Genomic DNA, 12,502 nt, shown 5'->3' with positions numbered 1-12,502 from the left:
ATTATATAAGCTGATTGATTATAGATCCTTAAAAAATTACCCTCATCAATTAAACTCAAAAATCCAATGCGACTACTAATCGTTAATTTTTTGGTAAGAGTGATGCTCATTTTTTATTCCAAATTTTTGGCATAATGACGCAGCTTGCGTCATTATGCCGGTTACAAGGTTACAGGGTTACAATTTTCAACAAACACTTAAACTATATTAGTGCTGTTACTTTTGAATTTATGATATTTATTATGATTGTTATCACTTTATTTGTTGCAATACCTTAACGATAAAATCTGTGATAATCATTTTTACTATCCCCGACAAGCAACAGTTATATTGCTACTTTCAATTCTACGCCAGCCAATAAAACCATCGTGTGAATGAACAATAAATTGAGTTTGTCCATCAATATGTGAATCAGAGGACCAATAATCTATATTTATACGCCATCCAGAGTTTGGATAAGAATTTTCGTCCGCCCATCCCCATTCACTCAATACTGTTCCATCAATAGATCTGGTATAGCTATTTGATAAAAAGCTGTCATCTGGTTTAGAGCCTGCACCAACTTGTAAATTGATCAATGGCGAATTAGTTAATTCTTTCCGTGTAACAACATTTTGTATACCGTTACAACGATTTTGTGCTTGTTGCCAACTACCAACAAAATCACCTTGTGGAACAATCCACAGTGCAGTTATTTCGAAACTATAATCATGGGTGACTTTCTCATCTCTTTTTAAAATCGCACGAGCAGTAACTTTTCCTGAAGGTTTTTTATATAACGTGATAAAACCATTTTTATCAATATCAACAATATCCTTACTATGATTAGATAGTATCATATACTTATAATCAGTTTGTGAACCAGTCATTAGAAGCTGAAACTTAGCATATCGAAAACCTGTAGTTGGAAAAGTTTTACCTGTTGATAAATTGCTAGGCTTAAATCCACCTAAATCAGGCAAATAATCTACTGAATAACCGCCACCGGTTTTATTGTTACGTTGCGCATAATTCGGGCTATTCCAAACATAAACACCATCATTTGAAATATCAATGCCATCCCACTTATTATTTGGATAAATAATAGCTGAATTTGGTTTAGCTGCACAAAGTTCTGATTTGGGAGCGATTTTATAACGTTTTACTATTGGCACATAATCACTTTCCCGAGGGATACCATATTTAGAATAGGTCTTCACCTGTGTTGTAATCTCAAGCGTTAGTGGCATCGGATAACTACTTCCACACCCCATCGTGTTACTAGTATCTGTAATTAATTTTCCATTACCGTCATACCACTGTTTACTGGTAAATGAGAGTAAAAATGGCTTTGATATATCTATCCCATCACCATCTTTATCCGCATAATTTAATGTGTTATCCAATGAATTATAGTAAAAATTCTTAACGATAAAATTTGCTGGGCTTAAATCACCACTAAATTCCTTAACTTCATTGCCCTTAATGTTATTACTTGCTTCACTGTAAAAAACACCATTAACCGTAAATCCTTGTTTATTCGCTGCCAAATCGATATTTATCACTTCCGGTGCACTGCCCTCTATCGCTTTTGCTGTCGTTGTGCTTAATGCTTGGGCTGGGTGAATCGTCAATAAAATAAAAAATATGAATAATGAGCGTTGCGCTAATTTCGATTGAATTGATTTAAAATAATCTATTACATATAAATTATTTAACGAAATAATGCTCGAAGAGTGTTTGAAGTGATATAAAAATTTTAAAGATGAAATAAAAGAGTTAAAAAACGATAAGTGCGAGGATAATTCGCTGGCGTGATGACTTTTTGTTCCTAGACTATTTAATAATGCCCGATGCCCGATGCCCGATGCCCGATGCCCGATGCCCGATGCACGATGCCCGATGCCCGATGCCCGATGCCCGATGCCCGATTAAGACCATATTTTAACATATTTTTACTACTCCTTGTAGCTAATTTCAATAACTTTTTCAAAAAATACAATATATTAGCTTTTATATATATCATCTCATGCAACGCATTTATGCGCGATAATATCAAAAATTCAATCTAATAGTAAAATAGAATAATGAAATTGTAATGTGTATTTATGTAAATGTTTGTTAAGAATGATTAACACCTAAAACAATCAACCCTAAATAAATGATTTATTTTTATCACTAATTACATCAATCCTATTATGATCGACCTATTTTAAACGATGTTTAGCAATAAAACTGGTAGCTTTATTTTTTTAAATCAAACAAATTTTTATATAAATGCTTCAATGCCATAATCGGGTGATAAATTATCATTCTTGGACCAGAAAATCGCATCACTTGTTTAATTTTTTGTTGGTAATCTTTACGATAACAATGCCTAGGACATTTTTCGCAAGTTGTTTTATTTTCTCCAAAGCGGCATAAGATTAGTCTTCGCATCGCATATTGCAATAGATCATCACATTCATTACACAATTGATGCTTTTCAGTATGATGTTTTTTGTGGCAATATAAATGAATCATTACCTTAATCGTTGCTTTTTCTTGCTGTATTTTAGGACCAGTATTATTGGCTACCATAATCAAAATATACGCTAATATAAAAAGTGGTAAAATAAAGTTAATTATCAATTATAATCACAAGGATTTGTTACAATGGCAAGAATTATTAATAAAGATACCATAGTTTGTATGTCTCTTTCTGCTAGACCGAGCAATTTTGGTACTCGCTTTCATAATTTTCTGTATGAAAAACTTGATCTCAATTATATTTATAAAGCATTTACAACCAATAATTTAAAAGATGCTATTTATGGTATTAAAGCATTAGCCATTCGCGGTTGCGCAATTTCAATGCCTTATAAACAGGCGTGTATTGAGTTTATCGATGAATTAGATGTTTCAGCAAGTTCAATCCAGTCAGTCAATACAATTGTTAATACCAATTATCATCTAACCGCTTATAACACTGATTATATTGCTGTAGCTAAACTTATTGAAGAAAATCAGATAGAAAATACCACGCCGTTTGTACTAAAAGGGAGTGGCGGTATGGCCAATGCCGTTATTGGTGCGTTTTACGATAAAGGCTTTAAAAACGGTATTATTGCAGCACGAAACCAACAAAAAGGACAAGCACTAGCAAAACGCTATGGTTATAAATGGGTAAAAGATGAAACCGAAGTTCCTACTGAACAAGCAAAATTAATTATTAATGTCACCCCTATTGGAATGCAGGGAGGTATCGAAGCTGATCAATTATCTTTCCCTACGTCAATGATTGAACAAGCCGAAATTGTGTTTGATGTAGTCGCATTACCTGTTGAAACGCCAATGATTAAATACGCAAGCAAATTAAACAAAACAATAATTTCTGGCGCAGATGTAGCTGTAATCCAAGCACTTGAACAATTTGTATTGTACACAGGAATTAGACCTGAAAAGGAGCTAGTTGAACAAGCCGCAGACTTTGCTAGAAGAGGTTAAACATCATTGTTAGATTTATTCCACCGAAACAATCGGTGGAATATAATTCAATTTCTTATAACATTGCCTGATGCAGTTTGTGATAAACAGAAAGCAATTTTTGATGCATTGTAAATTGTTCAAGATCGTTATTTGACATATTAGGATCGTTAAATAAATCCGTTAACCCAAAAAACTTTTTCTCACCATTGGCATATTGCCACATTTGATCAACACAATTTTTGCCATACATTTTATTAAATGCGTCTTGATAATTATCGAACTGTTTTTTATCCCGATCGATGATAAAACTGACTAATGTTTGCAGACAACGATAGGCATGATTTCGTTCTGAAGTAAAAATTGATTCATTCATTTCAATTGTCCAATCGATCCATGTTTGTGCTTGAACTAAATCTTTTGCGGCTAATGCTAACATTGCTTTTAACTCTCCAACACGTAAAGTTAGCCATGCATTATCTTTACCTGTTGCAATACCAAGTAATTCACGAACGCGAGCAAAATCATCTAACCCCTGCTCATCTAACTGCTCTATAATTGCCAAATACTGTTTTGCTGTTAGCTTTTTATTCGGTAAAGATAAAATCAGATCTCTAAACCCAATTGCCATATTATTATTAGCAATTAAAAGATCTTCAGGCGGATAGATTTCTGACATGCCCACAGCCAAAATGCGACAGGCATAAACACCAAGATGTTCATAGTCCATGATAAGAACCTCTGTTTTGTGTCGAGCAAAAATCGCCATAAGGTTATCAAACTCTTGTTCTGTCGTTCCAGAAAAATCCCAGTCAACAAACTCATAATCAGCTTGTTTATTAAATAGATCCCACGAAATTAAGCCACTTGAGTCAATAAAATGTGTTTCTAAATTACTTAAATCAGCCACTTCGTCATTATCAAAACTTGGTGGAGAAAACACATCAAGATCTTTCAAACTACGTCCTTGTAGTAGTTCCGTAACCGTTCTTTCAAGAGCAACACCAAAGTCAGGATGAGCACCAAATGAGGCATAGCAAGTACCATTGTTTGGATTAAATAATACTACACATATAACAGGGAACTCACCACCAAGAGAAGCATCAAAACAGTAAAGTGGAAAGCCTTCACTTTCAAGCGCATTTATAGCAGCTAATACAGCCGGATAACGGTTAATGACTTCAGGCGGAATAGTTGGTAAGCTTATTGCTTCAGCAATTATCTTATTTTTTGTGTAACGCTCAAAAATTTCTGATAACCCTTGCACTCGAGCTTCATTGCGCGTATTACCTGCTGACATTCCATTGGAAGCATACAAATTAGCAATTAAATTAACCGGTACATAAATCGTTTTCTGATCGGATTGTTGTACAAAAGGCAGTGCGCAAATGCCACGCTCAGCATTACTTGATTGTAAATCGACTAAATCGGTAGCGGTTAATTCCTGATCAGGATCATAAAACTTAAGTAATTTTTCGGATAATATTCCTTGTGGCAAGCTATTGTCTTGAGGTATGGCAAACCATTTTTCAGTTGGGTAATGAACAAAATCAGAATTAGCAACTTGTTGCCCTAAGTAAAAGTCAGAAAAGAAATAATTAGTTGATAAACGTTCAAAATATTCCCCAAGCGCAGAAGCTAAAGCGGCTTTTTTACTTGCACCTTTACCATTAGCGAAGCAGAGTGGGCACTGTGTGTTTTGAATATGCACCGACCAAACATTTGGCACAGGATTAAGCCAAGAGGCCTCTTTTACCTCTAATTGGTATTTAGCGAGTTGTTGATGAAAATATTGGATGGAATCTTCAAGAGCGGCATCTTTGCCTGGAATATAAGTTTTCATGTGTTATCTCAGAATATTGTGTAATAATAGATTGCTTTATTCGTTTATTTATTCTTAAATGTATACGCTATTGACTAAAATGAAAAGTAATAATCATTAATAATTTTTAATTAAGGAAATAAAATGAAGAAAATTATAAATTCCGAAGGTTTTTCATTAGTAGATTTTTTCTTTTTCAATAAAATGATCACACCAGTAATTATCACTATCCTTTATTGGGTAACACTGGTGTTAATAGTTTTAAGTGGATTAGGTGTAATTATTGCCAGTTTCCATAGTTTTCAATACAGTTTTTTAGGTGGACTTATCGCATTTTTTACCGGCGTCATAGGTCTTATTGTTGGTGTGATTTCAGCAAGAATCGGCTTTGAATTAGTCTGTGTGTTATTCAATATCAATCGTAATATTGAAAAATTAGCCGTAAACCAAAACAGCAGTAACGAAGACCAAAACAGTGACGACAAACAGTAGTATTTATTTTAACAGTAGGCATCATTTGCCTACTGTTGAATATTATTTGATTGAGCTTTAACTAACGTTTAAAAACAACCTTATTGTTACTTTAAATCACTTAAAGGCCATCTAGGTCTCACCGCAATAGCTAAATCACTATGCTGACCTTCCTTTAAATGCACCATACCTGCATAAGCAATCATAGCCCCATTATCCGTACAAAATTCTAATCTAGGATAATAAACTTGTCCTTTGCGGTTTTTCATCAATACCGATAATTGTTGACGTAATGTTTTATTGGCGCTAACACCACCGGCAATAACTAATCGATTAAAGCCTGTTTCATCGAGCGCTCTACGTGACTTAATTACTAAGGTGTCGACCAATGCATCTTCAAAAGCTCGAGCAATATCAGACTTAGTTTGTAAATCAATAGTGCCATCACAAGTGTTTTGATGAATGATGTTAGCAGCAGCGGTTTTGAGTCCTGAAAAACTAAAATCCAATCCAGGTCGATCGGTCATTGGTCTAGGAAAATGGAATCGATTTGCAACCCCTTGCTCTCCTAGTTTTGAAAGCTTAGCGCCACCAGGGTAATCAAGTCCCAATAATTTAGCTGTTTTATCAAATGCCTCACCTGCGGCATCATCAATCGATTCACCGAGTAACTGATATTGACCTATGCCTGTAACACTAATTAATTGAGTATGTCCCCCCGAAACCAATAACGCAACAAAGGGAAATTCTGGTGGATTATCTTCCAGCATCGGGGCAAGTAAATGTCCTTCCATATGATTGACAGCAACTGCTGGCACATTCCAAGCATAGGCAAGCGCACGACCGATAGATGCACCAACCATTAAAGCGCCAATTAACCCGGGCCCTGCTGTATAAGCGACGCCATCAATATCCTCTGCCGTTATGTTAGCTTGTTTTAACGCGGCTTGAATTAATGGTACCGTTTTGCGAATATGATCACGTGATGCAAGCTCAGGCACGACACCACCATAATCAGCATGTAAATTAATTTGCGAGTAAAGTTGATTAGCTAATAGACCAGATTGATCGTCATAAACAGCAATTCCAGTTTCATCACAAGAGGTTTCAATACCAAGCACTTTCATTAATGTTTTCCTATTAAATCAGAAAGATTATCTTCACTCCAAAGATCGTGTTCTGTGATTTCTTTATCGGGAATTCGATGTTCTTCTGCTGCCCACTCGCCCAAATCAATAAGCTGACAACGTTTGCTACAAAATGGTCTAAATAAACTTTTTTCCGACCATTCCACCTCTTTTTGACATGTTGGACATTTCACAAATTGCATTATTTTTTTGTTCATTTCGACTCTTTAACTTTTATGCTATTAACAGCATGCTAATTCAAATTCTATCGTATCAGTACTCGTATTATCACAAGCTTCAAGCGGAATAAATCGAATACTATAACGCGACATATGACCGGATACTTGTGGGTAAACATTTTTATCTAACGAAACACGAATACGAATAAGGCTAATATCACCATTGGTTTCTTGAAAAAAATTATTGGCACAAGTAAATAATTTAAATTCGCCAAGTTGGCGTATCAACTGCATACATGATGATAGCGATTCATTTAAAATAGCAAGATGCTGCAACCAACTTTGTACTTGTCTATCTCGCTTTTCAGCTGATTGTTTTAACCACAGATAGAAAGATGGAAGATCAAAACTACAACACCCGCCAGGAATCATTAAGCGTTGTCGAATTGAGGTAATAAAACGATCATCTTTCAATGCTTGCCCTAATCGAGGTGCTGTATTAAATTTTAATAAATAATGGTCAAATTTGTTAAGTAATTCGGTTATTAACTCTTGATCAACGCCATCAATATTTAACCAAGAAGATAGTTTTTGTTTTTGAGACTCGATTTCTTTAATCAAATCGCTTCTAACATCGTTACGTTCAATAATTTCTAATAACTCAGACAGTGCATGAAAAAAAAGTAACGCATTATTTTGATCAAAATGGCAATGTAGATTTAATTGTTTTAATAAGAATTCAACACGTAGCCATGTACGCATTTTTTCATTTAGTGGATGTTCAAAAATAATCTTATCCATACTTATCCATTGTTAATTTTAAGGTTATTTAAGTATTGTTGATGTAATTTATATACTTGCTCAGTCAAACAAGTTATATCACCATTATTAATGATTATATCATCAGCAAAGGATAATCGTTTTTCACCAGAAACTTGAGATTGAATCATTTTTTGAGCTAATGCGATATCAATATTATCTCTTTGAACTAGACGCTGTAATTGTAGTTCTTTTGGAATATCTATCATCAAAACTCGATCAGCAAAATGATGTAAATTATTTTCAATCAAAAGTGGCACCACCCAAATTACGTAAACCGCAGTCTGCTTTGCAATTTGTTCCTGCGTTTTTTGTTGAATAATCGGATGTAATAAGTGATTTAACCAAAGCCTTTCATGCGAATTATTAAAGATAATTTCCCGTAATTGGCTGCGATCCAATTCGCCATCGGGTAATAAGATTTCCTGACTAAAATGTTTAACAATTTCAATATAAGCATCAGTTCCAATGTGAACAACTTGCCTAGCAATAACATCAGCATCAATAATCGGCACACCTAATTGTGCAAAAAGATTTGCAATGGTACTTTTACCACTGGCAACACCACCACTAAGTGCAACGATATAAGACATGAATATAGTTTCCGATCTAATAATTACCATGAATAGTATATCATATAACTGAATCTCATTATATATGCTAATTTTTCTTGTCTAAAAAGAAAAAATACATTTTATTCATAATGTTATGATTTTTTAATAAAAATCACTTATTGCAACCAATATGAAAAAAATCAAGTTCAGATTATCAAAATGATCACTATTGAAATAAAACAAAATTTATCTTTTTCAATAGAACTTGATTTTATCAAAACGAACAAGTTATCAACATATTGAAAATATTTATCAACCAATAAAAAATAAAATCAACAAAACTGTTGGTTTTATAGTATTAGCTGTATATAATCACATATATCTGTATATAAACACAGGAAATTGATAATGAGACCATTAACAGAACGTCAGCAGCAAATATACGATTTGATCAAAGAAAATATTCAAACAACTGGCATGCCACCAACGCGCGCTGAAATTGCGCAAAAATTAGGATTTCGCTCCGCTAACGCGGCTGAAGAACATTTGAAAGCTTTAGCCAAAAAAGGGGCTATCGAAATGATTGCTGGTTCATCTCGTGGGATTCGTCTACTACTCGAAACGTCCGATGATCAAAATGATTTTGAAGGCCTTCCACTTATTGGACAAGTCGCTGCCGGCTCACCTATCCTTGCGCAAGAACATATTGAAAGTCATTATCAAATCGATCCTTCTGTATTCAAACCCCAAGCTGACTTTTTATTAAGGGTTCACGGTATGTCAATGAAAGATATTGGTATATTAGATGGTGACTTACTTGCCGTGCACAAAACCCAAGATGTAAAAAATGGCCAAGTGGTAGTTGCGCGAATTGATGATGAAGTCACCGTTAAAAGACTATCTCGCCATGGTAAACATGTACAGTTACTGGCCGAAAACGAAGATTTTTCACCTATTGAAGTTGATTTAGAACAACAAAGCTTTGCTATTGAGGGGATTGCTGTAGGTATTATTCGTAATGGGTCATGGATGTAAATAAAAAGTTAGTATAAAATAGCGACTAAATATTGCTTAGGAGATAACAACATGTGGCTATTTTGGTTATATGAATTTTTAGGATTTGTTGCGATTTTTTTACTTATATTTGCTTATTGTCGATTTCGCGAACAAGGCTTTTGGTCGTTTATTTGGCGACACTTAAAATGGGTAGCATTAACAATTGTTGCCGTTTGGCTAATAATAGCCGTACTATGTCGGAATGACCTATATAATGCGACACATTGTTACTTTAGAGGTGTGAGTATGCATGCTAATACCAAATACTCAATCTATTTAGAAGAGTGTCAGATCGAAACACCAAGCGGTAGTTATGTACCAATCGATCGCACCAGAGCGTTACCAGGTTCTTCAGAACATGAAGATCATACCGAAGACTATGGTTATCCGGCAGCTAATTAACTATATAAATAATCATTTTCACCAAAGCCATTATTGATACAATAATGGCTTAATATTTCGAATATTTAATTAGCTTTTACTGACCAATCTATTTGCATATATGCCAAACAACGCCTTTCTAATTTTCTAAATCCCCAAATTAATGTAAAACTAACACAAAGATAAATAACCGCAGCGATACCAAAGGCATGAAAAGGTTGATATGTTTCAGCATAAATATCACGAGCAATTTTCATCACATCTTGAACGGTTGCTGTAAATGCTAACGCAGTTGAATGCAACATAAAAATAACTTCATTACTGTAAGCAGGCAAAGCAAGACGAAAGGCTCTTGGTAAAATAATATATCGATATAATTGAAATCGGTTAAAGCCCAAGGCTATTGCCGCTTGAATTTCACCATTGGGCACATTACGCATTGAGCCGGCTATAACCTCAGTGGTATAAGCACAGGTATTTAACGTAAACGCTAAAATAGTACAATTTAAGCCACTTTGAAAAAAATCATTAACCCATTGATGATTCTGCACAAAACTCAATGTATAAAGTCCTGTATAGATAACTAATAACTGAACATATAAAGGCGTGCCTCGAAAGACATAGGTGAAACACCAAATAGGTAACTTAATAAATTGATTCTTTGAATTACGACCAACCGCTAAAACTAAAGACAACATACCGCCAAGGGAAACCGATAAGACCAAAATCCACAGCGTCATAGCTAATCCAGTGATATTATATCCATCTGTCCATAACAACGCTTTCCAATAGTCTTGAAGAATCTCTAACATGATAAGGCTCTTTGTTTATAATTTTGCTTTGGTTATACCAATGGAATAATGCTTTTCAAGCCACCACAATGCAAGATTTGAAATAGTGGTAAAAAACAGATAAAACGCGCCAGCGATTAAAGCAAATAAAAGTGGTTGATACGTTGCTTCGCCTACCGTTTTTGTTGCTTTAACTAAATCAAATAAGCCTAATAACGAAACCAACGCAGTTGATTTTAAAACAACCAACCAGTTATTTGCTATTCCCGGCAAAGCAAAACGCATCATAAGTGGAAACATAACATAACGAAAAACTTGAGTTTGACTTAATCCGAGCGCAACAGCAGCATTCAAGGTGTTTTTCGATACTGACTGATAAGCACCTCGGAAAGTTTCAGTAAAATAGGCGCCATAAATAAAACCTAAAGTAATCATTCCGGCGACAAAAGGATTAATTTCGATAATATCCATATTAAAAAAATCGGTAATATTATTGAGCGCAAATTGTAATCCAAAAAATATTAGCATCATAAGAACTAAATCAGGCACACCTCGAATTAAAGAGGTATAAGCCTGACAAAGTAATCGTAGTAATTTTATTTTAGACATTTTGCCTAAAGCACAAATCACACCAAGTAATATAGCCACAATCAACGAAGTGATTGCTAGTCCAATGGTAATTAAAGCACCTTGTAAAATAAGCGGAATATAACCTTGCATTACTTAATTATTTTTTATTGCCATAAACACTAAAATCAAAGTATTTATCATTGATTTTTTTATAAGTACCATCATTTAATATCTCAACAAGAGCTTTATTAAAAGCCTCGCGTAATTCAGTATCATTTTTACGGAAGCCTAACCCTACCCCAACATCGAAATACGTTTTATCAGTTAATACATCGCCGGCAAACGCAAAACCTTTTCCTTGTGGTTGTTTTAAAAATGCATAACTACCGGTTACCTCATCTTGTAATGATGCATCTAAACGCCCCGCCACTAAATCAGAAAATACTTGTAATTGATTTTGATAAGGGACAATAATCACACCATTTGGACGCCAAACTTCATTAGCAAAATGTTCTTGCGAAGTACCTTGTTCAACACCTACTCGCTTACCTTTTAAAGATTCAACTGTAGGCATAATATTGGAACCTTCTTTTGTGATTAACCTTGAATTAGTCACAAAAATTTCATCAGAAAACGCAATCTGCTTTTTACGTTTTTCAGTCATCATCAAAGATGACGAAATCATGTCAATCTTTCTCGATAAAAGTGAAGGAATAAGTGCATCAAAATCAGTAGTTTTAAAAACACATTCAATATTTGCTTTTGCACAAAGTGCTTTTGTTATTTCAATATTAAAACCTGTAATTTCACCATTTGCGTCAATAAAATCGAATGGGGCATATGAAGTATCTGAACCAATTTTAATTGATTCTGGTAATTTTGCCTGACTATATAATGGTAAACTGATCAAACTAATAAGGGATAGTACCTTTAAAAAAATTTTCATAATGATGTCTCTTATAATTTTTTGAGGCGCATAATATAACGTGTTATGAATAAATTTAATAATAAAAAAATCTTTAATATCCAGTATAGTATAAGGATTGATTATTTGAAGTAGTTATTTAAAGTAAAAAGTTTCGTATTAACCCCCCAAAAATCATACCGGCATATTAAAATAATAAATTATATCTCTTAATTAAAGACAATATTAATCATGACCATTAACTGCAAGACAAAATTGTTAAACCTATTAAGCTGACAGCAAGATTTTACTAGACTGTAATAAAGTTTACTGAGTGCCGTAAAAATTAAATTAGGTTAAAACATTTTAAATCTTCACAAGTTA

At 34.1% G+C, this 12,502-nt stretch carries 14 protein-coding genes; 4 read left to right on the top strand and 10 right to left on the bottom strand.

Annotated elements, in window-relative coordinates; all coding sequences use genetic code 11:
- Positions 1–305: 305 nt before the first annotated feature.
- Both A9G09_RS09495 and A9G09_RS09490 read right to left on the bottom strand, forming a co-directional pair.
- Complete coding sequence (locus tag A9G09_RS09495) at positions 306–1,613, bottom strand: hypothetical protein (RefSeq protein ID WP_065634595.1); 1,308 nt, start codon at positions 1,611–1,613, stop codon at positions 306–308.
- 610 nt (positions 1,614–2,223) lie between these two features.
- Positions 2,224–2,559: a nitrous oxide-stimulated promoter family protein gene (locus A9G09_RS09490; RefSeq protein WP_065634594.1), complete on the bottom strand. Its 336-nt coding sequence runs from the start codon at positions 2,557–2,559 to the stop codon at positions 2,224–2,226.
- 75 nt (positions 2,560–2,634) lie between these two features.
- Between A9G09_RS09490 and A9G09_RS09485 the strand changes: the two genes are divergently transcribed.
- Positions 2,635–3,465: a shikimate 5-dehydrogenase gene (locus A9G09_RS09485; protein ID WP_065634593.1), complete on the top strand. Its 831-nt coding sequence runs from the start codon at positions 2,635–2,637 to the stop codon at positions 3,463–3,465.
- A 55-nt stretch (positions 3,466–3,520) separates the two neighbouring features.
- Here A9G09_RS09485 and ycaO read toward each other — a convergent pair whose 3' ends face one another.
- Positions 3,521–5,287 (bottom strand): 30S ribosomal protein S12 methylthiotransferase accessory factor YcaO, encoded by a 1,767-nt coding sequence (gene ycaO, locus A9G09_RS09480; protein ID WP_065634592.1) that lies wholly within the window; start codon positions 5,285–5,287, stop codon positions 3,521–3,523.
- A 123-nt stretch (positions 5,288–5,410) separates the two neighbouring features.
- Here ycaO and A9G09_RS09475 point away from each other — a divergent pair, with 123 nt between their 5' ends.
- The gene (locus tag A9G09_RS09475; protein ID WP_065634591.1) at positions 5,411–5,758 is read left to right on the top strand and encodes a DUF4282 domain-containing protein; all 348 of its coding nucleotides are present in this window, start codon (positions 5,411–5,413) and stop codon (positions 5,756–5,758) included.
- Positions 5,759–5,844: 86 nt separating this feature from the next.
- Here the strand turns inward: A9G09_RS09475 and tsaD are convergent, their stop codons facing one another.
- Genes tsaD through coaE form a run of 4 tightly spaced genes read right to left on the bottom strand, consistent with a single transcriptional unit; the run spans position 5,845 to position 8,455 of the window.
- Entirely contained in the window at positions 5,845–6,864 is a 1,020-nt protein-coding gene (gene tsaD, locus A9G09_RS09470) for a tRNA (adenosine(37)-N6)-threonylcarbamoyltransferase complex transferase subunit TsaD (protein ID WP_065634590.1), read from the bottom strand.
- Positions 6,864–7,082 carry a DNA gyrase inhibitor YacG gene (yacG, locus tag A9G09_RS09465; protein ID WP_065634589.1) on the bottom strand — a complete coding sequence of 73 codons (219 nt, stop codon included), beginning with the start codon at positions 7,080–7,082 and terminating at the stop codon, positions 6,864–6,866. Before yacG ends, tsaD begins: the two co-directional genes overlap by 1 nt.
- A gap of 24 nt (positions 7,083–7,106) precedes the next feature.
- Positions 7,107–7,844 carry a cell division protein ZapD gene (gene zapD, locus A9G09_RS09460; protein WP_065634588.1) on the bottom strand — a complete coding sequence of 246 codons (738 nt, stop codon included), beginning with the start codon at positions 7,842–7,844 and terminating at the stop codon, positions 7,107–7,109.
- 2 nt (positions 7,845–7,846) lie between these two features.
- Positions 7,847–8,455, bottom strand: coding sequence for a dephospho-CoA kinase (gene coaE, locus A9G09_RS09455; RefSeq protein ID WP_065634587.1), 609 nt, complete (start codon positions 8,453–8,455; stop codon positions 7,847–7,849).
- Between the two features lie 369 nt (positions 8,456–8,824).
- Here coaE and lexA point away from each other — a divergent pair, with 369 nt between their 5' ends.
- Positions 8,825–9,451, top strand: coding sequence for a transcriptional repressor LexA (lexA, locus tag A9G09_RS09450; protein ID WP_065634586.1), 627 nt, complete (start codon positions 8,825–8,827; stop codon positions 9,449–9,451).
- A 51-nt stretch (positions 9,452–9,502) separates the two neighbouring features.
- A complete protein-coding gene (locus A9G09_RS09445; protein ID WP_065634585.1) occupies positions 9,503–9,874 on the top strand; it encodes a hypothetical protein in 372 nt (123 codons plus the stop codon).
- Between the two features lie 65 nt (positions 9,875–9,939).
- Here the strand turns inward: A9G09_RS09445 and A9G09_RS09440 are convergent, their stop codons facing one another.
- From A9G09_RS09440 to A9G09_RS09430, 3 genes are read right to left on the bottom strand one after another with little or no spacing between them, the layout of a single operon-like run.
- Positions 9,940–10,665 carry an ABC transporter permease gene (locus tag A9G09_RS09440; RefSeq protein WP_065634584.1) on the bottom strand — a complete coding sequence of 242 codons (726 nt, stop codon included), beginning with the start codon at positions 10,663–10,665 and terminating at the stop codon, positions 9,940–9,942.
- Positions 10,666–10,680: 15 nt separating this feature from the next.
- A complete protein-coding gene (locus A9G09_RS09435; protein ID WP_065634583.1) occupies positions 10,681–11,364 on the bottom strand; it encodes an ABC transporter permease in 684 nt (227 codons plus the stop codon).
- Positions 11,365–11,371: 7 nt separating this feature from the next.
- Positions 11,372–12,160, bottom strand: a complete 789-nt coding sequence (locus A9G09_RS09430) for a transporter substrate-binding domain-containing protein (RefSeq protein ID WP_065634582.1) — start codon at positions 12,158–12,160, stop codon at positions 11,372–11,374.
- Positions 12,161–12,502 lie beyond the last annotated feature (342 nt).

This window comes from Gilliamella sp. wkB292 (assembly GCF_001690235.1).
Taxonomy (GTDB): domain Bacteria; phylum Pseudomonadota; class Gammaproteobacteria; order Enterobacterales; family Orbaceae; genus Gilliamella; species Gilliamella apicola_F.
The sequence above is the reverse complement of the archived record's forward strand: the minus strand, read 5'-3'. Positions and strand labels throughout refer to the sequence as shown.